Source organism: Streptomyces sp. NPDC046805, from assembly GCF_040645355.1.
Lineage (GTDB): Bacteria > Actinomycetota > Actinomycetes > Streptomycetales > Streptomycetaceae > Streptomyces.
The window spans coordinates 18,097-43,597 of sequence record NZ_JBEYYC010000013.1; the positions used below are offsets into that span (position 1 = coordinate 18,097).

The window sequence follows — 25,501 nt, forward strand, 5'->3', positions numbered from 1 at the left end:
CCATGGCACGGACCCTCTCCACCCGCCGCACGACCCGCCGACTGGCCGCCGACACCGGCCTGTTGGCGGTGGCCGCCGCCTTCGCGCTCCCCCTCGCCTGGGTGGTCCTGTCCGCCCTAGACCCGGACGCCAGCCTCAGGGTGAAGGCACCCGGCAGTCTCACCCTGGGCAACTTCGACGCGGTCCTGACCCCGGACATCACGCTGACGCCGCTGCTCAACAGCCTGATCCTGTGCGGGACCGCCACCCTGCTGACCGTGGTCTGCGCCGCGCTGGCCGCCTATCCCCTCTCCCGCTTCCGCTCGCGCCTGAACCGCCCGTTCCTGCTGACGATCCTGTTCGCCACGTCCCTGCCGATCACCGCGGTGATGGTGCCGGTGTACGCGCTGTTCGTGCGGGTGAACCTCATCGACACGATGCAGGGCACGATCCTGTTCTTCGCCGCGTCCCAACTCCCCTTCGCCATCTGGCTCATGAAGAACTTCATGGACGGCGTGCCGAAGGAGCTGGAGGAGGCCGCGTGGACGGACGGTGCGTCGTCGCTTCAGTCGCTGGTGCGCGTCGTGCTGCCGCTCATGGGGCCGGGGGTCGCCGTGGTGACGGTCTTCGCGTTCGTGCTGATGTGGGGCAACTTCTTCGTCCCCTTCATGCTGCTGCTCACCCCGGACCAGCTGCCCGCCTCGGTCAGCATCAACGAGTTCTTCGGCAACCGGGGCGCGGTGGCCTACGGCCAGCTCGCCGCGTTCTCCGTCCTCTACTCGACGCCGGTGATCCTGCTGTATGTGCTGGTGGCGCGGCGGTTGGGGGGTGGGTTCGCGCTGGGCGGGGCGGTCAAGGGGTGACATCCCCGCACCAGAGGTGCTCCTAGAACACCGACTCCGCCTCGTCCATCCGGTCCTTGGGCACCGTCTTCAGCTCGGTCACCGCCTCCGCCAGCGGCACCATCGCGATGTCGGTGCCGCGCAGCGCGGTCATCTTGCCGAAGTCGCCCCGGTGTGCGGCCTCTACCGCGTGCCAGCCGAAGCGGGTCGCGAGGACGCGGTCGTACGCGGTCGGGGTGCCGCCGCGCTGGATGTGGCCGAGGATGACCGGCTTGGCCTCCTTGCCGAGGCGGCGCTCCAGTTCGTAGGCCAGGGCCGTGCCGATGCCCTGGAAGCGCTCGTGGCCGTACTGGTCGATCTCGCCGTGGCCGTAGTTCATGGTGCCCTCGGCGGGGTGGGCGCCCTCGGCGACGCAGACGACGGCGAACTTCTTGCCGCGGGCGAAGCGCTCCTCGACCATCTTGACCAGGTCGGCGGGGTCGAAGGCGCGCTCGGGCAGGCAGATGCCGTGGGCGCCGCCGGCCATGCCGGACTCCAGGGCGATCCAGCCGGCGTGCCGGCCCATGACCTCGACGACCATCACGCGCTGGTGGGACTCGGCCGTGGTCTTCAGGCGGTCCATGGCCTCCGTCGCCACGCCGACGGCCGTGTCGAAGCCGAAGGTGCGGTCCGTGGAGGAGATGTCGTTGTCGATCGTCTTCGGGACGCCCACGACCGGCAGGCCGGCGTCGGACAGCATGCGGGCCGCCGTCAGCGTGCCCTCGCCGCCGATCGGGATCAGCGTGTCGATGCCGAATTCGGCGGCCATGTCGGTCGCCCGCTCGCAGGCTTCGCGCAGTCGGTCGCGCTCCAGTCGGGAGGAGCCGAGGATGGTGCCGCCGAGGGAGAGGATGCCGCTGACCGCGTCCAGGTCGAGGGTGCGGAAGTGGCCGTCGAGCAGTCCCCGGTAGCCGTCCTCGAAGCCGATCACCTCGTCGTCGTACTGGGTCACCGCCCGGTGCACGACCGACCGGATCACTGCGTTCAGACCGGGGCAGTCGCCGCCTGCGGTGAGAATTCCGATACGCATCGTGCTGTGTCTCCTGCTCGCTGTTGATACCGGTGAGCCAGTCCGATTGTTTCACGTCACTCCGGACGGCGACGTTTGAGCGGGCGGCCTAGCTAGCGCCAGGGGTATTGTCAAGAGGGCTCCGCTCACCCTGGTGGGCGATTTTTGTGACGCAACCGATGACGCAGACGATGGCGCAGACGGAACGGAGAGCACGCGTGACCCGCAGCGTGTACGTGACCGGGATCGATCGCGGCGACGGCCGCCAGGTCGTCGAACTGGGGGTCATGGAGCTCCTGACCCGGCAGGTGGACCGGGTGGGCGTGTTCCGGCCCCTCGTCCACCACAGTCCCGACCGTCTCTTCGAGCTGCTGCGCGCCCGCTACCGGCTCTCCCAGGACCCGGCGACCGTGTACGGCATGGACTACCACGAGGCGTCGGCCCTCCAGGCCGAGCGGGGCAGCGACGAGCTGGTGTCCACGCTCGTCGACCGCTTCCACAAGGTCGCCCGCGACTACGACGTCGTCCTCGTCCTCGGCACCGACTTCGCCGACACCCAGCTCCCGGACGAGCTGTCCCTCAACGCCCGGCTCGCCAACGAGTTCGGCGCGTCCGTGATCCCGGTCGTGGGCGGCCGCAAGCAGACCGCCGAGTCGGTGCGCTCCGAGGTCCGCAACGCCTACCGGGCCTACACGGGGCTCGGCTGCGACGTCCTCGCGATGGTCGCCAACCGGGTGGACCGCGAGGACCGCGCCGAGATCGCCGACCGTCTCGCCTCCGGGCTGCCCGTTCCCTGCTACGTGCTGCCCGACGAGCCCGCGCTGTCCGCGCCCACCGTGTCCCAGATCGGCCACGCCCTCGACGCCAAGGTGCTGCTCGGCGACGACTCGGGGCTGGCCCGGGACGCGCTCGGCTTCGTCTTCGGCGGGGCCACGCTGTCCCACTTCCTCCCCGCCCTGACCCCGGGCTGCATGGTCGTGACCCCGGGCGACCGCGCCGACCTGGTCGTGGGCTCGCTCGCCGCGCACAGCGCCGGGACCCCGCCGATAGCCGGCGTGGTGCTCACGCTGAACGAGGTCCCGAGCGACGGCATCCTCACCCTGGCCGCCCGTCTCGCCCCGGGTACGCCGGTCCTCTCCGTGGCCGGCAACAGCTTCCCCACCGCCGAGCAGCTGCTCTCGCTGGAGGGCAAGCTGAGCGCTGCCACCCCGCGCAAGGCGGAGACCGCGCTCGGCGTCTTCGAGCGGTACGTCGACACCGGCGAGCTGCAGGACCGGGTGAGCGCCCCCAGCAGTGACCGTCTCACCCCGATGATGTTCGAGCACAAGCTGCTGGAGCAGGCCCGCTCCGACAGGCGCCGGGTCGTGCTGCCGGAGGGCACCGAGGCGCGCGTGCTGCACGCCGCGGAGGTGCTGCTGCGCCGGGACGTGTGCGACCTGACGCTGCTCGGACCGGTCGACCAGATCCGCAAGAAGGCCGCCGACCTGGGCATCGACCTCGCCGACGCCCAGCTGATCGACCCGGCCACGTCCGAGCTGCGCGACGGCTTCGCCGAGAAGTACGCCCAGCTGCGCGCCCACAAGGGCGTGACCGTCGAGTTGGCGTACGACGTGGTCAGCGATGTGAACTACTTCGGCACGCTGATGGTGCAGGAGGGGCTGGCCGACGGCATGGTGTCGGGGTCCGTGCACTCCACGGCCGCCACCATCCGGCCCGCCTTCGAGATCATCAAGACGAAGCCTGGGGGTGCCCCCTCTGGGGGAGCTTCGATCGTCTCGTCCGTCTTCTTCATGTGCCTCGCCGACCAGGTGCTCGTGTACGGCGACTGCGCGGTCAACCCGGACCCGAACGCCGAGCAGCTGGCCGACATCGCCATCCAGTCGGCTGCCACCGCCGCCCGGTTCGGCGTGGAGCCGCGGATCGCGATGCTGTCGTACTCCACGGGTACGTCCGGTTCGGGCGCCGACGTCGACAAGGTGCGCGCGGCGACCGAGCTGGCCCGCCAGCGGCGGCCCGACCTGAAGATCGAGGGGCCGATCCAGTACGACGCCGCCGTGGAGCCGACGGTCGCGGCGGCCAAGCTGCCGGGCTCCGAGGTCGCCGGGCAGGCCAGCGTGCTGATCTTCCCCGACCTCAACACCGGCAACAACACCTACAAGGCCGTGCAGCGCTCGGCCGGCGCGATCGCCGTGGGCCCGGTCCTGCAGGGTCTGCGCAAGCCGGTCAACGACCTGTCCCGGGGCGCCCTCGTCTCGGACATCGTCAACACCGTCGCCATCACGGCGATCCAGGCCCAGACCCCCGACGCGAAGGCAATCGCACCGTGAGCTCCACGCGCCCCACCCGCATCCTCGTCCTCAACTCCGGCTCCTCGTCGGTGAAGTACCAGCTGCTGGACATGCGGGACACCAGCCGGCTCGCCGTCGGCCTGGTCGAGCGCATCGGCGAGCAGACCTCGCGGCTGCGGCACACCCTCGTGGCCACCGGCGAGACCCGTGAGCAGAGCGGGCCGATCGCCGACCACGACACCGCCCTGAAGGCGGTCGCCGAGGAGCTGACGCGCGACGGCCTCGGCCTGGACTCGCCCGAACTGGCCGCGATCGGGCACCGGGTGGTGCACGGCGGCATGTTCTTCACCGAGCCGACCGTCATCGACGACGCCGTGCTCACCGAGATCGAGCGGCTGATCCCGGTGGCCCCGCTGCACAACCCGGCCAATCTGACGGGCATTCGTACGGCCATGGCGCTGCGGCCCGACCTGCCCCAGGTCGCGGTCTTCGACACCGCCTTCCACACCACGATGCCGGAGTCGGCCGCCCGTTACGCGATCGACCCGAGGATCGCCGACCGGCACCGCATCCGCCGCTACGGCTTCCACGGCACCTCGCACGCCTACGTCTCGCGGGAGACGGCTCGGCTGCTGGGAAAGGACCCGTCCGAGGTCAACGTCATCGTGCTGCACCTCGGCAACGGCGCCTCGGCCTCGGCGGTCGAGGAGGGCCGGTGCGTGGACACCTCGATGGGGCTGACGCCGCTGGAGGGGCTCGTGATGGGGACCCGGTCCGGCGACCTGGACCCGGCCGTCATCTTCCATTTGGCGCGGGTCGGCGGAATGTCCCTGGACGAGATCGACGCTCTTCTCAACAAGAGGAGCGGCCTGTTCGGTCTGTGCGGAGACAATGACATGCGGGAGATCCGCCGCCGCATCGACGAGGGCGACGAAGAGGCCGCTCGCGCCTTCGACATTTACATTCACCGGCTCAAGAAGTACATCGGCGCCTATTACGCCGTGCTCGGCCGGGTGGACGCGGTCGCGTTCACGGCCGGGGTCGGGGAGAACGCGGTGCCGGTGCGGGCGGCGGCGGTCGCGGGCCTGGAGGGCCTGGGCCTCGCCGTGGACGACGAGTTGAACGCCGGACGCAGTGACGAGCCGCGGCTGATCTCGCCCGCGTCGGCGCGGGTGGCGGTCGCCGTGGTGCCGACCGACGAGGAACTGGAGATCGCCACGCAGACCTACGACCTGGTCGGAAAGAACAGCGGAACAAATACATCGCGGTAACTCGCCTGAGCGCATGCCCGCCCATTTGCATCTTCCGTCAGCCGGAATATTCCGCAGCGAAACAAGCCGATAGGATCGTCTCATGCGCCGTTCGAAAATCGTCTGCACGCTCGGCCCCGCGGTCGACTCCCACGAGATGCTCGTCTCCCTGATCGAAGCCGGCATGAACGTGGCCCGCTTCAATTTCAGCCACGGCTCGCACGCCGAGCACCAGGCGCGGTACGACCGCGTCCGGGCCGCGTCCAAGGAGACCGGCAAGGCCATCGGCGTCCTCGCCGACCTGCAGGGCCCGAAGATCCGGCTGGAGACCTTCGCCGAGGGACCGGTCGAGCTGGAGCGCGGTGACGAGTTCGTCATCACGACCGAGGACGTTCCGGGCGACAAGCACATCTGCGGTACGACGTACAAGGGGCTGCCGGGCGACGTCTCGCGCGGCGACCAGATCCTCATCAACGACGGCAACGTCGAGCTGAAGGTCGTCGACGTCGAGGGCCCGCGGGTGAAGACGATCGTCATCGAGGGCGGCGTCGTCTCCGACCACAAGGGCATCAACCTGCCCGGCGCGGCCGTGAACGTGCCCGCGCTGAGCGAGAAGGACGTCGAGGACCTGCGGTTCGCGCTGCGCATGGGCTGCGACATGGTCGCCCTGTCCTTCGTCCGCGACGCCAAGGACGTCCAGGACGTCCACAAGGTCATGGACGAGGAGGGCCGCCGCGTCCCGGTCATCGCCAAGGTGGAGAAGCCGCAGGCGGTGGAGAACATGGCGGACGTCGTGATGGCGTTCGACGGTGTGATGGTCGCCCGCGGCGACCTGGCCGTCGAGTACCCGCTCGAGAAGGTCCCGATGGTGCAGAAGCGCCTGATCGAGCTGTGCCGGCGCAACGCCAAGCCGGTGATCGTGGCGACCCAGATGATGGAGTCGATGATCACCAACTCCCGCCCGACCCGCGCCGAGGCCTCCGACGTGGCCAACGCGATCCTGGACGGCGCCGACGCGGTCATGCTGTCGGCCGAGTCGAGCGTGGGCGCGTACCCGATCGAGACCGTCAAGACGATGTCGAAGATCGTCAAGGCGGCCGAGGAGGAGCTGCTGTCGAAGGGGCTCCAGCCGCTCGTGCCGGGCAAGAAGCCGCGCACGCAGGGCGGTTCGGTCGCCCGTGCCGCGTGCGAGATCGCGGACTTCCTGGGCGCCAAGGGCCTGATCGCCTTCACCAAGTCCGGTGACACCGCCCGCCGGCTGTCCCGCTACCGCGCGGCCCAGCCGGTCATCGCCTTCACCACGGACGAGTCCACCCGCAACCAGCTGACGCTCAGCTGGGGTGTGGAGTCGCACGTCGTGCCGTTCGTGAACAGCACCGACGAGATGGTCGACCTGGTGGACCAGGAGGTCATCAAGCTCAAGCGGTTCAACGACGGCGACACCGTGGTCATCACCGCGGGCTCGCCCCCCGGCGTCCCCGGCACCACCAACATGGTCCGGGTCCACCACCTCGGTGGCGGCGACGCCGACTGATCAGGCCGTAAAGGCCCTTGTACGGCGCTGAGGGCGCCCCCTGTGACAGGGGGCGCCCTCAGGCTTTGTGCGGCTCCCGAACGGGCCCGTGGCAGGCGTCAGTCGGTGGTGTACAGATGCATGCCGGGCACGTGCAGGGTGCCACCGAACTGGGCGGCCTGCGTCACCTGGACGTTGGTGAAGTAGATCGACGGGAGGTTCAGCGGCGGCGGGTTGTCCGGCGTGAACTTCAGCGGGATCAGACCGAACAGGTTGCCCGAGATGCTCTCGGTGTACATCACCGTCTTGCCGTCGCGGATCGTGGACGTCGAGCCCTTGGCAGCCTGCACGTGGTAGGTCTTGCCGGACTGCTTGTCCTTCACCGTCTGGTGCAGGTCACCGATGTCGGTGCCCTTCGAGATGACGTACTTCAGCACCTTCTTGGTGGACCCGTTGGCCGTCTTCACCTGGACGACGCCCTGGTAGTCGGCGCCCTTGAGGAGCAGCGAACTGGCGCTCAGGTACCACGGGTCGTCCGCCACCGGCACCTGGTTGTCGACGCCGCCCTTGTCGTCGGTGGCCGTCGGGCAGCCGTCCGCGGACGGGGCGGAGCCCGTCAGCGGGCTGGCCACGTGGGTCACCGAGCCGACGGTCTTCTGCAGCGCCCCGGTCGTGTCCCCGACCGTCTTGGTCGCCGTGTCGGTGGTCTTCTTGACCGTGTTCCCGACATCCCCGACCGTCTTGGTGACCTGGTCGGTCGTGTCCTTGACGGTGCCGGCGACGTTGTCCGTGGCGCTGCCGGCCGAAGCCGTGGACGTAGACGTGGACGGAGCGGGGCTCGTGCTCGTGGAGGAGCCCGAGTCGCCACCGCCGCCCAGCAGGCCGCCCACGGTGTCACCGACGGCGCCGAGCAGGCCCCCGCCGGAGGACGACGACGTGCCCGCGGTGTCGCCGGAGCCGGACGTGCCCGAACCGGTCTGCGGCGCCTTGGGGGTGGACGGCGTGGGTGCGGGCGTGGCCGTGTCGCCGGAATCCGCATGCGACGACGTGCCCGACCCGTCCTTCGCGTCGGTCGACGCCGAGGGCTTCGGCGTGGCCTTGTCCGCGGACTTGCTCTCGGACGGCGACGGCTTGGCCGCCGCGTCCTTGGAGCCGTCCATGGCGGTGACGCAGTCCTTGTACTCGTCGGCCGTCAGGCTCTTCGCCGACTTCGGCGACGACGTGCTGCCGCTGTCGGCGATGGCGAGCGTGGACGTGAAGCCCATGCCCATGAGGACGGCCGTCGGCATCGCCACGGAGGCGATCGCCTTGCCCGCAGGCATGTGGAACCTGGTGAACAGCGGCTTCTTGGGTGCCGCGTGGCGCGGCCCGGTTCTCGCACAGGACTCGTCCACATCAGTCCCGTGGGTCACCTCGTCAGCCGGCACTGTGCCTCCCGTTCGCCCCGTTGGCCGGGCTCGTTCCTGACAGGTTGTTCTCCCCCAGCGGCTTGAAGGCCTGGAAGGGGGTCCCATCGCTCGTCGCGTCGTTGCTGTCCTCGCGCGCGACACCCGGCTCGGGAGCGGGGGCCTCACCCGGCGACCACGCCACGGCCAACGCCCCGCCGATCAGCGCGAGCAGGAAGCCGACGAGGAAGCCGCCGAGGTTGGAGACGGGAATGGACACCAGCGCCAGCAGGATCGCCGCGATACCCGCGAAGACCTTGATGTGCTTCTGGAACCAGAGGCTGATGCCCAGGACGACGAGCAACACGCCGATGATCAGGGACCCGGCACCAGCCGTGGTCGCCATCGCCAGCGTGAGGTGACCGACCTGCAGGTGTGCGTACGGGAAGTAGGCGATCGGGAAACCGCCGAGCAGGACGAACAGACCGGCCCAGAACGGCCTTTCACCCCGCCAGACGCGGAACTGCAGCCTCCTGCGGGCGAACTGGCCGGTTTCGGCAGGAGTCTCGGCGCTCATGGAAAACAGCTCCCTGGTGCGGCGTTGCTGTAGTGGTGGTGTGTGCCGCGTGTGAAGACACGGCCGAAGAGGGGACGGGCGGGGGCGCCATCGGCTCCCCCGCCCGTCATCGAGCGCTTAGTAGCACTCCTTGACACCCTTGTGCAGCGACATCTTCAGGCCGCTGAGCTTGAAGGTTCCGGCGGTGGTCGCCCACGCCGTCTGCTTCACATGGGTCAGCGTGGCCGACTCGGCCTGCTGCGCGAACCCGTTGGGGTTCGTGCTGTCGCCCTTGCCGATACCGGGACCCTTGTTGGCGTCCTTGGCGGCCACACCGATGTCGATGTTGTGGAACGTGGCGTCGGCATTGAGGTCGGCGACATCGATGTAGAGGTTGTCGGCCTCCACAGCCTTGCCGTCGCCGCCCGCCTTCAGCACCAGGCTGACGGAGCCGAGCACCGGGACGTCCGGGGTGACCACGGACTGGCACATGTTCTGGATCGACGCGGACTTGAACGCCGAGACGGCGACGGGGTGCACCGTCTTCTGGCCGTCGAGCGTGTAGCCCGAGTCCAGCGCCCCGTACTGCTCGAAGCCCTGACCGTCGAGCCGGTCGGCCGTGACCTTGAACGACTGACCGGAGACGCTGAACGATGCGGCGAGAGCGCCCTGCGCGAGGGCGACGCCTATGCATGCCGTGGCGGCAACGCTGGGCACCATGACCACAGCGAACCGCTTCCATCTGGTCCCGCCACGCACCTGGGACTCCATATTTCCTCCTTCTCGGACGTACATCTCCTGGCCCGGACGCGCCCCAGTCGGGCGGCCCAGCCGGGCAGGGATGGGAGAAGTGCTACGTCCTCGGGAAGGAGAGCGCCCGCGCTCGAAGGCGCGAACCGCGCCCGAAATCACCGGCGATCACCCCCGAGCGACAACCACTGGTCGCGCCTGACACACATCACGCACAACCTTGCTGGACAGGCATCGCCGTTCTGACGAAGACCCCCCTGTCCTAGAGCCGGCGCCACTGGCGTCGGCTCTGCCCGGTGGGGACCCAGATAATCCCATGGCCCGATTGGCTGTCGGGGAACGGGGAATGGACCGAGCGTCGCCGATCGTGGTGCATTCTCGCCGCCCGCACAAGGGGGGTCATTACCGACTAGTAACGGCCCGGTAACCGAACGACGACCCACTGGCACCATGGCGCCACACTCGGTGGCATCCAAGGGCAGAACAAATTTGTTGATCTCTGGATGGAATCAGACAGATCGGCCGTCTCGGTTTACTCCGAGTAACAGCGGCCGTGATTACCAAGATTTGGTAAAGCACGGCCGCCCTGACATATCGTCAGCAAATCTTTCACACCGGCATCACATGCGCCAGCGTTTAGCGACTGGTCAGAACCGGGGCCCTCGCCCCGCCCCGAACCCGATCAGAACAGGGCGCGCGCCAGCGCCCGGCGCGCCTTCACGACCCGCGGATCCTCGGCCCCGACCACCTCGAAGAGTTCGAGCAGCCGGCGCCGTACGGCATCGCGGTCGTCGCCGGTCGTGCGCTGCACGGTGTCGACGAGGCGCCCGAGGGCGTCGTCCACATGACCGCCGACCAGGTCCAGATCCGCCGCGGCGATCTGCGCCTCGACATCAGCCGGCCTGTCCGCGGCCTCCTTGCGCACCTGCTGCGGGTCGGCACCCTGCACGCGCTGCAGCAGCTCGGCCTGCGCAAGGCCCAGCTTGGCCTCGGTGTTGCCCGGGTCCTCGCTCAGCACGTTCTTGTACGCCTGCACGGCGCCGCCCAGATCGCCCGCGTCCAGGGCCTGCACGGCGGCCTCCAGAAGCGCGTCGTACGGCCCGGCCGGCTCGGGGGCGGCCTCCTCGCGACCGCCCTCGGCGTCCGCGTCGACGGTCAGGCCGGTCAGCCCGAACCGCTGCTCCGCGACCTGCACCAGCTGATCGAGGGTCTGACGGATCTGCTGCTCGCTCGCGGCCCCCTGGAAGAGCGGCAGCGCCTGCCCCGCCAGGACGGCGAAGACGGCCGGGATCCCCTGGACCCCGAACTGCTGCATCAGCATCTGGTTGGCGTCGACGTCGATCTTGGCGAGCACGAAGCGCCCGTCGTACTCGACGGCAAGTCGCTCCAGGACCGGGCTCAGCTGCTTGCAGGGCTGACACCACTCGGCCCAGAAGTCGAGGACGACGGGCACCTCGGCGGAGAGCTGGAGGACGTCCCGCTCGAAGGTGGCCTCGTCGACGTTGATCACGAGATCGGCCGGGGAGACCGCCGCCGGGCCGCCCTGCCGGGCCGCTTCGGCGCGCGCCTGCTCCGCCTTGCTCTTGGCCTCCTGGGCCGCCTTCACCGCGGCGAGGTCGACGACGCCGCTCATGGACATGTTCCGTGGCTGCATGCGTCTATCCTCCCCCGTTCCCGTGCGTGTGTGAAAAACGATGTGAAAGCGCGGGGTCCCCACCCCACGTCATGTGGTCGTCGCTCGTGCGCGAAACCGGCGCACGAGTCTCGCGCGCGCTTTCGCTACGACCCGTAGCGTAATGGCACGAGACTCCCCCGGAACGCCACTCCTTGGTGACTTGCCTCACGGTCGATCAGAACCGGCCGGTTATGGTCATGTCATGCAGAGCCGCACACCCGCCACCCGCACGGGCCGTCCCCGCAGCGCCGCCGCGGACACGGCGATCCTCTCCGCGACGCGGGAGGCGCTGGTCGAACTGGGCTGGTCCAAGTTGACGTTGGGAGACGTGGCGACGCGGGCCGGGGTCGCCAAGACGACCCTCTACCGGCGCTGGGCGGGCAAGAACGAACTCGTCGTGGACGCGGTGGCGGAGCTCTTCGACGAACTGACGCTGCCCGACCACGGCTCCCTGTCCGCCGACATCACGGACGTGATCCTCCAGTTCGTGGCCATCCTCGACCGCCCCGAGGCCAACAGCGGCCTGGTCGCGGTCGTGGCCGAGGCGACGCGGGACGACGCCCTGCGCGCCCGCATCCGCGAGTCCATCGTCAAGCGGCAGAAGCACCTGGTCCTGGAGGGCCGCGCCCGCGCCCAGGCCCGCGGCGAACTCCCGCCCGATCCGGACACCGACACCGCCACCCGCACGGCCGACCTCGTCTACGACATCGTGGCGGGCACCGTGGTCCACCGCATGCTGGTGAGCGCGGAACCGGCGGACGAGCGGTGGGTACGGAGCCTGACGCGGGTGCTGCTGCTGGGACTGCTCGGTACCTCGCCGCCCCCGTTGCCGTAGGGGGCCGGGTTCCGCGCCGGCAGCAGCACCCGGGCGCCTCAGAAGCCGGCGGGCTCGGTGTACACGCCCCACTCGTCGCGCAGCACCCCGCAGATCTCGCCGAGCGTGGCCTCGGCGCGCACCGCGTCCAGCATCGGCTCGATCATGTTGGCCCCGGACCGGGCCGCGGCGATCATCCCGTCGAGCGCCACCCGCACCTGGGCCTCGTCCCGTGCGCCCCGCCGGGCACCGAGCACCCGCACCTGCTCCCGCTCCACCTCATGACTGACCCGAAGGATCTCCAGGTCCCCGGTGACGGAGCCGGTGTTGACGTTGACGCCGACGACCTTCTTGTCGCCCTTCTCCAGGGCCTGCTGGTAGCGGAACGCGGACTCCGCGATCTCACCGGTGAACCAGCCGTCCTCGATGCCGCGCAGGATGCCGGAGGTGATCGGGCCGATGGGGTGCCGCGCGTCGGGGTGGGCGCGCAGGCCACGTTCCTTGATCTGGTCGAAGATCTTCTCGGCGTCCGCCTCGATCCGGTCCGTCAGCTGCTCGACGTACCACGAACCACCCAGCGGATCCGCCACGTTGGCGACCCCGGTCTCCTCCATCAGCACCTGCTGCGTGCGCAGCGCGATCTCGGCGGCCTGCTCGCTCGGCAGCGCGAGGGTCTCGTCGAGGGCGTTGGTGTGCAGCGAGTTGGTCCCGCCGAGCACCGCGGCCAGCGCCTCCACGGCCGTACGCACGACGTTGTTGTACGGCTGCTGCGCGGTCAGCGAGACCCCGGCGGTCTGCGTGTGGAAGCGCAGCCACTGGGCCTTCTCGCTCTTCGCCCCGTACACGTCCCGCAGCCAGCGGGCCCAGATGCGGCGCGCGGCACGGAACTTGGCGATCTCCTCGAAGAAGTCGACGTGCGCGTCGAAGAAGAAGGACAGACCCGGCGCGAAGACGTCGACGTCGAGGCCGCGGGACAGGCCCAGCTCGACGTACCCGAACCCGTCCGCGAGCGTGTACGCCAGCTCCTGCGCCGCCGTCGACCCCGCCTCGCGGATGTGGTAGCCGGAGACGGACAGCGGCTTGTAGGCGGGGATGCCGGCCGCGCAGTACTCCATCAGGTCGCCGATCAGCCGCAGATGGGGCTCCGGCTGGAAGAGCCACTCCTTCTGGGCGATGTACTCCTTGAAGATGTCGGTCTGCAGCGTGCCGTTCAGCACCGACGGGTCCACGCCCTGCCGCTCGGCCGCGACCAGGTACATGCAGAAGACCGGGACCGCGGGCCCGCTGATCGTCATCGAGGTGGTGACGTCACCCAGCGGGATGTCCTTGAAGAGGACCTCCATGTCCGCCGCCGAGTCGATCGCGACGCCGCAGTGGCCGACCTCGCCCAGCGAGCGCGGGTCGTCGGAGTCGCGGCCCATCAGCGTCGGCATGTCGAAGGCGACGGACAGGCCCCCGCCGCCGTTGGCGAGGATCATCTTGTAGCGCTCGTTGGTCTGCTCGGCGTTGCCGAACCCGGCGAACTGCCGGATCGTCCACGTACGCCCCCGGTAGCCGGTCGGATAGAGGCCGCGCGTGAAGGGGTACTCCCCGGGCCAGCCGATCCGCTCGAAGCCCTCGTAGGTGTCCCCGGGCCGCGGCCCGTACACCGGCTCGACGGGATCGCCGGAGAGAGTGGTGAAGTCAGCGTCGCGCTTGCGCGCGGCGTCGTAGCGGGCCTGCCAGCGACGGCGGCCTTCCTCGATGGCGTGAGCGTCCATACCATCGAATTTACTTGGACGTCCTAGTAAATGTCGATGGCAAACCGCCGCACGTTGCCATGCGGCGGTGAGATCGCGGGGGTGCGACTGGGCCTTCTAGACCTTCGCGACCGCGGGAGAACCGTCCGCGACCCTGGACTCCAGCTCGCGGGAGATCCGGCGCTCGACGAAGAACGCGGCGGTCGGGATGGTGCCCGCCAGCAGGACCCACAGCTGCTTGCCGACCGGCCACTTCGCCTTGGAGCCCAGATCGAAGGCGAAGATGAGGTAGACCACGTAGAGCCAGCCGTGCGCGATGGCCACGACACGAGTGAAGTCGGCGGCGCCGTTCAGCTCCAGCCCGTACTTGGCGATCATGCCGAGGCACAGCAGCACCAGCAGGACACCGGTGATGTAGGCCAGGGCGCGGTAGCGGGTCAGCACGCTCTTTTTCATGGGGACGAGCGTAACCACCCGTTCCGGGAGATCTTGCCCCGGGTCAGGCGTCCTGGAATCCGGGCTCGGGCGTCCCGGCATCCAAGGGGCAGGCGTCCTCGAAGTCGCCCGCGGCGACCCGCAGCGGGCGCAGCATCGCGAAGATCTCCCCGCACTCCTCGGCGTCGTACGCCCCGAGCCCGAAGTCCATCGCCATCAGGTCCCTGGTGGCCGCCTCGACCACCTCGCGCCCCTTCTCGGTGATGACGGCGAGCGTGCCGCGCCCGTCGTTGGGGTTGGGGCGCCTGGCCACCAGACCGGACCTCACCAGCCGGTCGACGGTGTTCGTCACGGACGTCGGATGCACCATGAGCCGCTCACCGATCTTCGACATCGGCAGCTCGCCGGCCTTGGAGAAGGTGAGCAGCACCAGGGCCTCGTAGCGCGCGAACGTCAGCCCGTACGGCTTGACCACCGCGTCGACCTCGGCCAGCAGGATCTGGTGCGCCCGCATGATCGAGGTGATCGCGGGCATCGAGGGCACGTTTCCCCAGCGCTGCTTCCAGAGGTCGTCGGCTCTGGCGATGGGATCGAAGGCGAGACTGAGAGGCTTGGACACGCCTTCGACAGTACCGGCCGGTCATATGCCGGTCAGCCCCGTCTCAGGTTTCGGGAGATCCCTGGTCCGTGAGATGCCGCTCCACGGTCGCCACCTTGGCGGTGAGCCCGTCACTCACGCCGGGGCGGATGTCCGCCTTGAGGACGAGGGAGACGCGGGGCGCGCGCTCCTCGACGACGGCGACGGCACGCCTCACGACGGCCATGACCTCGTCCCACTCCCCCTCGATCGAGGTGAACATGGCGTCGGTGCGGTTCGGCAGGCCGGATTCGCGGACGACGCGCACGGCGTCGGCGACGTACTCCCCCACGTCCTCGCCGACACCGAGCGGCGTCACGGAGAAGGCGACGATCATGCGTTGACGGTTCCTTCCCGGCGGGCGCGGGCGGCGACGACGGCGTCCTCCGCCTCACGGCGCAGCTTGCGCTCGGCGAAGAAGCCACCGGTGGGCAGCACCGAGAGGACGAAGTAGACGATGCCGGTCTTCAGGTCCCACTTGGTGCGGTTCCAGGCGTCGGCCCAGAAGATCACGTACAGGATGAAGAGGACACCGTGGATCGCGCCCATCACGGGCACCGCGTTGAAGTCCGTGGTCCGCTTCAGCACCGAGCACACGAGCAGGATGAGGAAGGACACGGCCTCGGGGGCGGAGACCAGACGGAGGCGGCGGAGGGCGGAGGCGGTCTTGATGTCCACGGGTCACCTTCGGTGGGAGAGTCGTCGCCGTTCGTGAACGTGAGCACAAACGCTCGCCCATTGTGGCAAACAGTCGGACGAACCTGTCCGCAGGCCCCGCCGTCCCGCTACCGTCACTGCGTGGCGATGTTCCGACTCCAAGGGAGCAAGGTGCTCGCCGTCGACATGACCGGGGACGCCGTGAAGGCGAAGAACGGCTCGATGGTCGCGTACGACGGGGAGATGGCCTTCAAGAAGCTGAGCGGCGGCGGTGAGGGACTGCGCGGGATGGTGACCCGGCGGCTCACCGGTGAGCAGATGACCGTGATGGAGGTGCGGGGCCGGGGCACCTGCTGGTTCGCGGACCGGGCGGCCGAGATCAACCTGGTCGGCCTGCAAGGGGACAGGCTGTACGTGGAGTCGAGCAACCTGCTCGCGACGGACGCCGGGCTGCGGACCGGGACCACCTTCACCGGGCTGCGCGGGGCGTCCCAGGGCGACGGACTCTTCACGACGACGGTCGAGGGGCACGGGCAGGCGGCCATCACGTCCGACGGCCCGGCCGTCGTACTGCGCGTCGCTCCGCAGTATCCGCTCGTCGTCGACCCGGGGGCGTACATCGCCCACCAGGGGAACGTACGGCAGTCCTTCCAGTCCGGCGTGACCTTCCGCACACTCCTCGGGGAGGGCGGGGGCGAGGCCTTCCAGATCCGGTTCGAGGGGGACGGGCTGGTGTACGTGCAGCCGAGCGAGCGGAACACGATCGCGGGGGATGTGTGAGATGGCCCTGCGGGAGATCAACTCGAAGATGGTGGAAGCGACCGTCGTGCCCGGTCAGCGGCTGTTCAGCCAGCGCGGCGCGATGCTCGCGTACAAGGGCGACGTGTCCTTCACGCCCGACATCCACGGCGGGCAGGGCGGCGTCATGTCGATGATCGGGCGCCGGGTCGCCGGTGAGGCCACGCCCCTGATGACCGTCGAGGGCAGCGGCACCGTCTTCTTCGGGCACGGCGGCCACCACGTCCAGGTCATCGGCCTCACCGGCGACACCCTGTACGTCGAGGCCGACCGGCTGCTCGCCTTCGAGGGCACGCTGCGGCAGGGGACGATGTTCCTGGGCGCGCAGGGCGGCGTCATGGGGATGGTCCGGGGGCAGGTCACCGGGCAGGGGCTGTTCACCACGACCCTCACCGGGCACGGCGCGGTGGCCGTCATGGCGCACGGCGGGGTGTTCGAGGTGCCGATCACACCCCAGCGGCCCGTCCACGTCGACCCCCAGGCCTACGTCGCCCACCACGGCGACGTACGCAACAGGCTGTCCACCGCGCTGGGTTGGCGGGACATGGTGGGACGCGGCTCCGGCGAGGCGTTCCAGCTGGAGCTGAGCGGCAGCGGCGCGGTGTACGTCCAGGCCTCGGAGGAAAAGCTGTGAGCGCATACGGAGGCCCGGGCGGCCCGGTGGTGTACGACCCCGTGACGCTGCCCGTCGACGACAACGTGAACAAGTACACCTTCTGCGTCGAGCTCAAGGGGAGCCAGTGGTTCCTGCAGAAGGGGAAGATGATCGCCTACTACGGGGCGGTCGAGTTCAACGGGATCGGGCACGGGCGACTCGACCGACTTGTCCGCTCCTCGTTTCATTCGCCTCTGCACGCGAGCGACTGGGTCGTGGCGGAGGGCTCGGGCAAGATGCTGCTCGCCGACCGGGCCTTCGACGTCGATTCCTATGACCTGGACGATGGCAACCTGACCATTCGCTCGGGCAACTTGCTCGCTTTTCAGCCAAGTCTCGCGCTCAAGCAGTCGATCGTGCCGGGCTTTCTGACGCTGATCGGAACCGGAAAGTTCGTGGCCGCATCCAACGGACCGGTGGTGTTCATGGAACCCCCGATCCGGGTGGACCCGCAGGCGCTGGTCGGCTGGGCCGACTGCCCCTCGCCGTGCCACCACTACGACCACGGTTACCTGACCGGGGTCATGGGCGGTCTACGTGCGATGACGGGCCTCGGCGGGGCCTCGGGGGAGGAGCATCAGTTCGAGTTCGTGGGCGCCGGCACGGTGCTGCTCCAGTCGACCGAGACGCTGATGGCGGAACAGGCGACGGGGGCGGTTCCGCTGGAGCCGGGGGTTCCCGGCGGTAGCGGGGTGACCGGAGGCCACGGACAGCCTCCGGGCGCACCGCGCCTTCCCGGACAGCTGGGGGACCTCCAGCGTCGCTTCGGGCTGTGAGCGGTAGTCTGCGGAGTGTGACGTCGAACGCGTGCGCACGTCACGCCGCCCTCACTCGTTCGCATTTCAACCTCTTAGGTAGACTTCATTCATGGAGACCGAGACGGCCACGCGCTGGCTGACCGATGCGGAGCAGTGCGCCTGGCGCACCCACCTGGAGGTCAACAGGCTGTTGACGTACCAGCTCGAAAAGGACTTGCAGCCGTTCGGCCTGACGATGAACGACTACGAGATCCTCGTGAACCTGTCCGAGTCGGAGGACGTACGGATGCGGATGAGCGACCTCGCGTCCGCCACCCTCCAGTCCAAGAGCCGACTCTCGCACCAGATCACGCGCATGGAGAACGCCGACCTGGTGCGCCGTGAGAACTGCGAGTCCGACCGCCGCGGGCTGTACGCCGTCCTCACCGAACACGGCATGGAAACCATGCGAAAGGTCGCGCCGCACCATGTGGCGTCCGTACGACGGCACTTCATCGACCTGCTGTCGCCGCAGGCCCTGGCGGACCTGTCCAAGTCCCTCAAGCCGATCGCCGACCATCTGAGGGGGCAGCGGGGACGCCTCTGAGCGACCGGCCGCAGCACAGGAGCCGAGCGGCAGACGAGTGTTCAGGTCTCGTCTGCCGCTCGGCTCCCTTCCGACCGGGCGGGTCCAGCGCCGCGTTGAGAGAACGTCGGTGAGGAGAGCGCCCCCGCGGGGATCAGCCCTCCGTCAGGCTCGCCACCAGTTCGTCCGCGGCGCGGTACGGGTCCAGTTCGCCGGAGACGACGCGTTCGGCCAGGGCGTCCAGGTGGCGGTCGCCGTGGAGGTCGCCGATGCGTTCGCGCAGGGCCGTGACCGCGATCGTCTCGACCTCGCGGGAGGCGCGGGCCAGGCGGCGCTCCGCCAGGACCCCGCGCTCCTCCATCCACGCGCGGTGCTTCTCCAGGGCCTCCACGACCTCGTCGATGCCCTCGGCGCGGGCCGCGACCGTCTTGACGATGGGCGGACGCCAGTCGCCGGGGCCGCGGGTCTCGCCCAGGCCGAGCATGTGGTTCAGTTCGCGGGCCGTGGCGTCGGCGCCGTCGCGGTCGGCCTTGTTGACGACGTACACGTCGCCGATCTCCAGGATTCCCGCCTTCGCGGCCTGGATGCCGTCGCCCATGCCGGGGGCCAGGAGGACCACGCTCGTGTCCGCCTGGGAGGCGATCTCCACCTCCGACTGGCCGACGCCCACCGTCTCGACCAGGATCACGTCGCAGCCCGCCGCGTCCAGCACGCGGATCGCCTGCGGGGCGGCCCAGGCGAGGCCGCCGAGGTGGCCGCGGGTGGCCATCGAGCGGATGTAGACGCCGGGGTCGGACGCGTGCTCCGACATCCGCACGCGGTCGCCGAGCAGCGCGCCGCCCGAGAAGGGCGACGACGGGTCGACGGCCAGGACGCCGACCCGCTTGCCCTGCTTGCGGTACGCCGTCACCAGTGCGGAGGTCGAGGTCGACTTGCCGACGCCCGGCGAGCCCGTCAGGCCGACCACGTAGGCGTTGCCCGTCAGCGGGGCCAACGCCGCCATGACCTCCCGGAGTTGCGGGGACGCCCCCTCCACCAGGGAGATCAGCCGGGCCACGGCCCGCGGCCGGCCTTCCCTGGCCTGGGCCACCAGAGAGGAGACGTCCTGCATCAAACAGCTCCGATCACTTACGAGACGAACCGCTTACGAGTCGTACCCCGGAATTCAGGCCTTCGGCACCCGCACGATCAGCGCGTCGCCCTGGCCGCCGCCACCGCACAGCGCGGCCGCGCCGACACCGCCGCCCCGGCGCTTCAGCTCCAGCGCGAGGTGCAGCACGAGGCGGGCGCCGGACATGCCGATCGGGTGCCCCAGGGCGATGGCGCCGCCGTTGACGTTCACCTTTTCCGTGGAAACCTCGAGGTCCTTCATTGACTGGGCCGCCACGGCCGCGAAGGCCTCGTTGATCTCGATCAGGTCGAGGTCGGAGACCTCCAGGCCCTCCTTCTTCAGGGCGTGCAGGATCGCGTTGGAGGGCTGCGACTGCAGGGAGTTGTCCGGGCCCGCCACATTGCCGTGGGCGCCGATCTCGGCGATCCACTCCAGGCCCAGCTCCTGCGCCTTGGCCTTGCTCATCACGACCACGGCGGCCGCGCCGTCCGAGATCTGCGAGGCGGAGCCGGCGGTGATCGTGCCGTCCCGGGTGAACGCCGGGCGCAGCTTGCCCAGGGACTCCGCGGTCGTGTCGCCGCGGATGCCCTCGTCCTTGCTGAAGACGACCGGCTCGCCCTTGCGCTGCGGGATCTCGACCGGGGTGATCTCGGCCTCGAAGATGCCGTTCTTCTGGGCGGCGGCGGCGCGCTGGTGGGAGAGGGCCGCGATCTCGTCCTGCTCGGCGCGCTTGATGCCGAGACGCGTGTTGTGCTTCTCGGTGGACTCGCCCATGGCGATGCCCTCGAAGGCGTCGGTCAGGCCGTCGTGGGCCATCGAGTCGAGCATCTCCACCGCGCCGTACTTGTAGCCCTCGCGGGACTTCGGCAGCAGGTGGGGCGCGTTGGTCATGGACTCCTGACCGCCGGCGACGACGATGTCGAACTCGCCGGCGCGGATCAGCTGGTCGGCGAGCGCGATCGCGTCGAGGCCGGACAGACACACCTTGTTGATGGTGAGCGCCGGGACGCTCATCGGGATGCCGGCCTTGACCGCCGCCTGGCGCGCCGGGATCTGACCGGCGCCGGCCTGCAGCACCTGGCCCATGATCACGTACTGCACCTGGTCGCCGCCGATCCCGGCGCGGTCCAGGGCGGCCTTGATCGCGAAGCCGCCCAGGTCGGCTCCGGAGAAGGACTTGAGCGAGCCCAGAAGCCGTCCCATCGGCGTCCGGGCACCCGCGACGATGACCGACGTCGTGCTGTTCGTTCCTGACATGAGGTGCGATCCCCTTCCAGCTGCACAAGCTGAGGAGTGAACGAGGGTTTACGTCGAATGTACTGAGCGGTAGTCCGGCCCGTCATCGGCCTTTCAGTGTGATCGCGCGCACGTTGCGTAACCACCTCCGGAGCGCTGCACTGAATTCATGCTGACGCGAATCGACCACATCGGGATTGCCTGTCACGACCTCGACGCCACCGTCGAGTTCTACCGTGCCACGTACGGCTTCGAGGTGTTCCACTCCGAGGTCAACGAGGAGCAGGGCGTGCGCGAGGCCATGCTCAAGATCAACGATACGTCCGACGGCGGGGCGTCGTACCTCCAGTTGCTGGAGCCCACCCGGGAGGACTCCGCGGTCGGCAAGTGGCTGGCGAAGAACGGAGAGGGCGTCCATCACATCGCCTTCGGTACGGCGGACGTGGACGCGGACGCCGCGGACATCCGGGAGAAGGGCGTACGCGTGCTGTACGACGAGCCCCGGCGCGGTTCGATGGGGTCGCGGATCACCTTCCTGCACCCCAAGGACTGTCACGGCGTTCTCACAGAACTGGTCACATCAGCGGCTGTTGAGTCACCTGAGCACTGACCCTCGTACATAGGGGCCGGTAGGGTTGGGGGCGGTCGTCGCTTCTCCCAGGGCGACCGCATGCCGGGGTCCGGGTTTCGGGGGGCGAGCGTCGGGGCGGCAGCCCATGCTCCGCCGCACATCTGACACCATTCCCCGGGGGCCCCGTTCGGCGGATGGACGGTGCTCTTTGAGACAGGCTTGCGACCAGGGGACGGATGGACCGCGCAGTGCGGGGCTACGAGAGCCAGGAGCGAGAGCCGGCGGCTGACGTCGACCACCTCTCTCGGTTCGAAGCCGAGATGAAGCGGCTGAAGACCGAGCGGGAAAAGGCGATCCAGCACGCCGAGGACCTCGGCTACCAGGTCGAGGTACTGCGCGCCAAGCTGCACGAGGCGCGGCGCACCGTCATGTCCCGGCCCGCGTACGAGGGCGGCGACATCGGCTACCAGGCCGAGCAGATGCTGCGGAACGCGCAGATGCAGGCCGACCAGTTGCGCCAGGACGCCGAGCGGGAGCTGGGCCAGGTCCGGGCGCAGACGCAGCGGCTGCTCCAGGAGCACGCCGAGCAGGCGGCTCGCCTGCAGTCGGAACTGCACCAGGAGGCGGTCACCCGCCGCCAGCAGCTGGACCAGGAGCTGGCCGAGCGCCGGCAGACGGTCGAGTCGCACGTCAACGAGAACGTGGCGTGGGCCGAGCAGCTGCGCGCCCGCACCGAGTCCCAGGCGCGCCGGCTCCTCGACGAGGCGCGCGCCGAGTCCGAGCAGTCCATGAACGCCGCCCGCGCCGAGGCCGAACGGCTGACCGGCGAGGCCCGGCAGCGGCTGCAGAGCGAGGCGGAGGCCGCGCGCGCGGAGGCGGACCAGATCCTGCGCCGCGCCCGCACGGACGCCGAGCGGCTGCTGAACGCCGCGTCGACGCAGGCCCAGGAGGCCGCCGATCACGCCGAGCAGCTGCGCAGCACCACGGCGAGCGAGTCCGACACCGCGCGCCGGCAGTCCACCGAGCTGAGCCGCGCCGCCGAGCAGCGCATGGCCGAGGCCGAGGAGGCGCTGCGCAAGGCGCAGACCGAGGCCGACAAGCTGGTCACCGAGGCCAAGGACGCCGCGGCCAAGGCCCTGGCGAGCGCCGAGGCCACCAACGAGCAGCGCACGCGCACGGCCAAGGAGCAGGTCGCCCGGCTGGTCGGCGAGGCCACCAAGGAGGCCGAGAGCACCAAGTCCGAGGCCGAGCAGGTCGTCGCGGACGCCCGCGCCGAGGCCGAGAAGATCGTCGCCGAGGCCTCGGAGCGGGCCCGCACGGTCACCGCCGAGGAGTCGGCCTCCCAGCTGTCGAAGGCCGCGAAGACCGCCGAGGACGTCCTCAACAAGGCGGCGGCGGAGGCCAGGAACACCACCAAGGCGGCCTCCGAGGAGGCCGAGCGGATCCGCACGGAGGCCGAGGCGGAGTCCGACCGGCTGCGCGCCGAGGCGCACGACCTCGCCGAGCAGCTCAAGGGCGCGGCGAAGGACGACACCAAGGAGTACCGCGCCAAGACGGTCGAGCTGCAGGAGGAGGCCCGCCGGCTGCGCGGCGACGCCGAGCAGCTGCGCTCCGACGCGGTCGCCGAGGGCGAGAGCATCCGCGCCGAGGCCCGGCGCGAGGCGGTCCAGCAGATCGAGGAGGCGGCGGGGTCCGCCGAGGAGCTGCTGGCGAAGGCGAAGGTCGACGCCGACGAGCTGCGCCAGAGCGCCGCGACGGACAGCGAGAAGGTCCGCGCCGAGGCCATCGAGCGGGCGACCGGTCTGCGCAAGCAGGCCGAGGAGACCCTGGAGCGCACCCGCGAGGAGGCCGAGCGCAACCGCACGGAGGCCGCCGAGCGGGCCGAGGCGGTCACGGCGGACGCCGAGCGCGCCGCGAACGAGCTGCGTGAGGAGACCGAGCGGGCGGTCGAGGCCCGGCGGACCGAGGCGGCCGAGGAGCTGACCCGGCTGCACACGGAGGCCGAGGAGCGCCTCACCGCCGCCGAGCAGGCGCTGTCGGAGGCCCGCGACGAGGCGGCCCGTATCCGCCGCGAGGCCGGCGAGGAGGCCGACCGGCTGCGCGCCGAGGCGGCCGAGCGCATCCGTACGCTGCAGCAGCAGGCGGAGGCCGAGGCCGAGCGGCTGCGCGACGAGGCCGCGTCGGACGCGTCCGCCTCCCGCGCGGAGGGCGAGGCCGTCGCCGTACGGCTGCGTTCGGAGGCCGCGGCCGAGGCCGAGCGGCTCAAGTCGGAGGCCCAGGACACCGCGGACCGGGTGCGGGCCGAGGCGCAGGCCGCCGCCGAACGGCTGGGCGCGGAGGCGTCGGAGACGCTGGCCGCCGCCCAGGAGGAGGCCGCCCGGCGCCGCCGCGAGGCCGAGGAACTCCTCGGCTCCGCCCGCCAGGAGGCCGACCAGGAGCGCGAGCGGGCCCGCGAGCAGAGCGAGGAGCTGCTGGCCGTCGCGCGCGCCCGCGTGGAGGAGGCGCAGACCGAGGCCGTACGGCTGGTCGAGGAGGCCGACCAGCGCGCCACCGAGATGGTGTCGGCGGCCGAGCAACACGCCCAGCAGGTACGGGAGTCCGTCGCCGGGCTGCACGAGCAGGCGCAGGAGGAGATCACCGGGCTGCGCAGCGCCGCCGAGCACGCGGCGGACCGTGCCCGGCGGGAGGCCGAGGAGGAGGCGGACCGGGTCCGCGCCGACGCCTACGACGAGCGGGAGCGGGCCGGCGAGGACGCGAGCCGGCTCCGGCGCCAGGTCCAGGAGGAGAGCGAGGCGGCCCAGGCGCTCGCCGAGCGCACGGTGGCCGATGCCGCCACCGAGGCGGAGCGGCTGCGTGCCGAGGCGACCGCGCACGCCGAGCGGCTGCGCACGGAGGCCGCGGACGCCGCCGAGCAGGCCGAGCAGGACGCCACGCGCACGCGCAACGAGGCCCGGGAGGACGCCAACCGCCGCCGCTCGGACGCGGCGACGCAGGCGGACGCCCTCATCACCGAGGCGCGAGGCGAGGCCGAGCGGCTGCAGTCGGAGACGGTCGCGGAGGCGGACCGGGTCCGCGCCGAGTCCGTCGCCAGGGCCGAGAAGCTCATCGCGGACGCCACCGGCGACGCCGAGCGGCTGCGTGCCGAGGCCGCCGAGACGGTCGGCTCCGCGCAGGCGCAGGCCGACCGTATCCGCACCGACTCCGAGCGGCTCAGGGTGCAGGCGGAGGTGGAGGCCGAGCGGCTGGTCAACTCCGCGCGCGCGGAGGCCAACGAGATGCTGGACGCGGCCCGCCAGGACGCCAACAAGCGGCGCTCCGACGCGGCCGGGCAGGTCGACAAGCTCATCACGGAGACCACGGCCGAGGCCGACAAGCTGCTGAGCGAGGCGCAAGCGCAGGCGCACAAGACCACGGCGGACGCCGAGGCGCAGGCCGACACCATGGTCGGCGCGGCCCGCAAGGAGGCCGACCGGCTGGTGTCCGAGGCGACGGTCGAGGGCAACTCCCGTGTGGAGAAGGCCCGTACGGACGCGAACGAGCTGCTCGCCGGCACCCGCCGGGACGCGACCGCGATCCGGGAGCGCGCGGAGGAGCTGCGCGACCGCATCACGTCCGAGGTCGAGCAGCTGCACGACCGGGCGCGCCGCGAGTCGGCCGAGGCGATGAAGACCGCCGGCGACCGCTGCGACGCGCTCGTCAAGGCCGCCGAGGAGCAGCTGTCCAAGGCGCAGGTGAAGGCCAAGGAGATCGTGTCGGAGGCCAACTCCGAGGCGGGCAAGGTGCGGATCGCCGCGGTCAAGAAGGCGGAGGGTCTGCTCAAGGAGGCCGAGCAGAAGAAGGCCACGCTCGCCAAGGAGGCCGAGGAGCTGAAGGCCGAGGCGGAGCGCGAGGCGAAGCGCACGGTCGAGGAGGGCAAGCGCGAGCTGGAGATCCTGACGCGCCGGCGCGAGGACATCAACTCCGAGATCTCCCGTGTCCAGGACGTCCTGGCGGCGTTGGAGTCCTTCGAGGCCCCCGGGTCCGGGAAGGACGGCGCGGTCAAGGCGGGCGCCACGGTGGGGGCACCTCGATCGGGTGGCAAGTCGTCGGAGGGCTAGCCGGGTGAGAGGGTTTCCGTGTCTGCTGGGGCCTTTGACCTGTTTTTGGCAACCAGTCCTGCATTCAGCCACCCAAAAGTGGTGTCATTCTCCAGATCAAACACGTATCCGCTCGATGACACACCGCTTCGGCCCCTAGGAT

At 70.2% G+C, this 25,501-nt stretch carries 23 protein-coding genes; 11 read left to right on the forward strand and 12 right to left on the reverse strand.

Annotated features, from left to right (window positions below):
• Positions 1–2 precede the first annotated feature (2 nt).
• Entirely contained in the window at positions 3–842 is an 840-nt protein-coding gene (locus ABZ910_RS15910) for a carbohydrate ABC transporter permease (protein WP_361364401.1), read from the forward strand.
• Between the two features lie 22 nt (positions 843–864).
• Here ABZ910_RS15910 and ABZ910_RS15915 read toward each other — a convergent pair whose 3' ends face one another.
• Entirely contained in the window at positions 865–1,890 is a 1,026-nt protein-coding gene (locus tag ABZ910_RS15915) for an ATP-dependent 6-phosphofructokinase (protein ID WP_361364404.1), read from the reverse strand.
• Between the two features lie 197 nt (positions 1,891–2,087).
• On the opposite strand from ABZ910_RS15915, the gene pta reads away from it, so the two are divergent.
• The 3 genes from pta (at position 2,088) to pyk (ending at position 6,941) form a co-directional block, all read left to right on the forward strand.
• A complete protein-coding gene (gene pta / locus ABZ910_RS15920; protein WP_361364408.1) occupies positions 2,088–4,196 on the forward strand; it encodes a phosphate acetyltransferase in 2,109 nt (702 codons plus the stop codon).
• Complete coding sequence (locus ABZ910_RS15925) at positions 4,193–5,428, forward strand: acetate kinase (protein ID WP_361364410.1); 1,236 nt, start codon at positions 4,193–4,195, stop codon at positions 5,426–5,428. The genes pta and ABZ910_RS15925 overlap by 4 nt, the downstream gene beginning before the upstream one ends.
• A gap of 82 nt (positions 5,429–5,510) precedes the next feature.
• The gene (gene pyk / locus ABZ910_RS15930) at positions 5,511–6,941 is read left to right on the forward strand and encodes a pyruvate kinase (protein ID WP_361364413.1); all 1,431 of its coding nucleotides are present in this window, start codon (positions 5,511–5,513) and stop codon (positions 6,939–6,941) included.
• 98 nt (positions 6,942–7,039) lie between these two features.
• Here pyk and ABZ910_RS15935 read toward each other — a convergent pair whose 3' ends face one another.
• The 4 genes from ABZ910_RS15935 to ABZ910_RS15950 all read right to left on the reverse strand — a co-directional run bounded on the left by ABZ910_RS15935 (position 7,040) and on the right by ABZ910_RS15950 (position 11,265).
• On the reverse strand, positions 7,040–8,347 hold the full coding sequence (locus tag ABZ910_RS15935) for a hypothetical protein (protein WP_361364416.1): 1,308 nt from the start codon (positions 8,345–8,347) through the stop codon (positions 7,040–7,042).
• A complete protein-coding gene (locus ABZ910_RS15940; protein ID WP_361364418.1) occupies positions 8,337–8,882 on the reverse strand; it encodes a DUF6114 domain-containing protein in 546 nt (181 codons plus the stop codon). Before ABZ910_RS15940 ends, ABZ910_RS15935 begins: the two co-directional genes overlap by 11 nt.
• Before the next feature lie 117 nt (positions 8,883–8,999).
• Positions 9,000–9,632: a DUF6230 family protein gene (locus ABZ910_RS15945; protein ID WP_361364420.1), complete on the reverse strand. Its 633-nt coding sequence runs from the start codon at positions 9,630–9,632 to the stop codon at positions 9,000–9,002.
• Positions 9,633–10,293: 661 nt separating this feature from the next.
• Positions 10,294–11,265, reverse strand: coding sequence for a tetratricopeptide repeat protein (locus ABZ910_RS15950; protein ID WP_361364423.1), 972 nt, complete (start codon positions 11,263–11,265; stop codon positions 10,294–10,296).
• Between the two features lie 223 nt (positions 11,266–11,488).
• Here ABZ910_RS15950 and ABZ910_RS15955 point away from each other — a divergent pair, with 223 nt between their 5' ends.
• Positions 11,489–12,121, forward strand: coding sequence for a TetR/AcrR family transcriptional regulator (locus ABZ910_RS15955; protein WP_361364426.1), 633 nt, complete (start codon positions 11,489–11,491; stop codon positions 12,119–12,121).
• A 38-nt stretch (positions 12,122–12,159) separates the two neighbouring features.
• Here the strand turns inward: ABZ910_RS15955 and ABZ910_RS15960 are convergent, their stop codons facing one another.
• The 5 genes from ABZ910_RS15960 to ABZ910_RS15980 all read right to left on the reverse strand — a co-directional run bounded on the left by ABZ910_RS15960 (position 12,160) and on the right by ABZ910_RS15980 (position 15,589).
• Positions 12,160–13,860, reverse strand: coding sequence for a methylmalonyl-CoA mutase family protein (locus ABZ910_RS15960; RefSeq protein WP_361364428.1), 1,701 nt, complete (start codon positions 13,858–13,860; stop codon positions 12,160–12,162).
• A 96-nt stretch (positions 13,861–13,956) separates the two neighbouring features.
• Positions 13,957–14,295: a DUF3817 domain-containing protein gene (locus tag ABZ910_RS15965; protein ID WP_361364431.1), complete on the reverse strand. Its 339-nt coding sequence runs from the start codon at positions 14,293–14,295 to the stop codon at positions 13,957–13,959.
• Between the two features lie 43 nt (positions 14,296–14,338).
• Positions 14,339–14,893, reverse strand: a complete 555-nt coding sequence (locus tag ABZ910_RS15970; protein ID WP_361364434.1) for a MarR family transcriptional regulator — start codon at positions 14,891–14,893, stop codon at positions 14,339–14,341.
• 43 nt (positions 14,894–14,936) lie between these two features.
• Positions 14,937–15,248: an MTH1187 family thiamine-binding protein gene (locus ABZ910_RS15975; protein WP_361364437.1), complete on the reverse strand. Its 312-nt coding sequence runs from the start codon at positions 15,246–15,248 to the stop codon at positions 14,937–14,939.
• Positions 15,245–15,589: a DUF3817 domain-containing protein gene (locus tag ABZ910_RS15980; protein WP_361364440.1), complete on the reverse strand. Its 345-nt coding sequence runs from the start codon at positions 15,587–15,589 to the stop codon at positions 15,245–15,247. The genes ABZ910_RS15975 and ABZ910_RS15980 overlap by 4 nt, the downstream gene beginning before the upstream one ends.
• Positions 15,590–15,715: 126 nt before the next feature.
• Here ABZ910_RS15980 and ABZ910_RS15985 point away from each other — a divergent pair, with 126 nt between their 5' ends.
• The 4 genes from ABZ910_RS15985 to ABZ910_RS16000 all read left to right on the forward strand — a co-directional run bounded on the left by ABZ910_RS15985 (position 15,716) and on the right by ABZ910_RS16000 (position 18,365).
• Positions 15,716–16,348, forward strand: a complete 633-nt coding sequence (locus ABZ910_RS15985; RefSeq protein ID WP_361364820.1) for an AIM24 family protein — start codon at positions 15,716–15,718, stop codon at positions 16,346–16,348.
• Position 16,349: 1 nt separating this feature from the next.
• Complete coding sequence (locus tag ABZ910_RS15990) at positions 16,350–17,000, forward strand: AIM24 family protein (RefSeq protein ID WP_361364823.1); 651 nt, start codon at positions 16,350–16,352, stop codon at positions 16,998–17,000.
• Positions 16,997–17,797 (forward strand): AIM24 family protein, encoded by an 801-nt coding sequence (locus ABZ910_RS15995; RefSeq protein ID WP_361364442.1) that lies wholly within the window; start codon positions 16,997–16,999, stop codon positions 17,795–17,797. The genes ABZ910_RS15990 and ABZ910_RS15995 overlap by 4 nt, the downstream gene beginning before the upstream one ends.
• Before the next feature lie 91 nt (positions 17,798–17,888).
• Positions 17,889–18,365: a MarR family transcriptional regulator gene (locus ABZ910_RS16000; protein ID WP_361364445.1), complete on the forward strand. Its 477-nt coding sequence runs from the start codon at positions 17,889–17,891 to the stop codon at positions 18,363–18,365.
• Positions 18,366–18,498: 133 nt separating this feature from the next.
• Here the strand turns inward: ABZ910_RS16000 and meaB are convergent, their stop codons facing one another.
• Complete coding sequence (gene meaB / locus ABZ910_RS16005) at positions 18,499–19,455, reverse strand: methylmalonyl Co-A mutase-associated GTPase MeaB (RefSeq protein ID WP_361364448.1); 957 nt, start codon at positions 19,453–19,455, stop codon at positions 18,499–18,501.
• 54 nt (positions 19,456–19,509) lie between these two features.
• Complete coding sequence (locus ABZ910_RS16010) at positions 19,510–20,712, reverse strand: acetyl-CoA C-acetyltransferase (protein ID WP_361364451.1); 1,203 nt, start codon at positions 20,710–20,712, stop codon at positions 19,510–19,512.
• Between the two features lie 148 nt (positions 20,713–20,860).
• Between ABZ910_RS16010 and mce the strand changes: the two genes are divergently transcribed.
• Complete coding sequence (mce, locus tag ABZ910_RS16015) at positions 20,861–21,301, forward strand: methylmalonyl-CoA epimerase (protein ID WP_361364454.1); 441 nt, start codon at positions 20,861–20,863, stop codon at positions 21,299–21,301.
• Positions 21,302–21,510: 209 nt separating this feature from the next.
• On the forward strand, positions 21,511–25,359 hold the full coding sequence (gene scy / locus ABZ910_RS16020) for a polarized growth protein Scy (protein ID WP_361364826.1): 3,849 nt from the start codon (positions 21,511–21,513) through the stop codon (positions 25,357–25,359).
• The last annotated feature ends 142 nt before the right edge of the window (positions 25,360–25,501 follow it).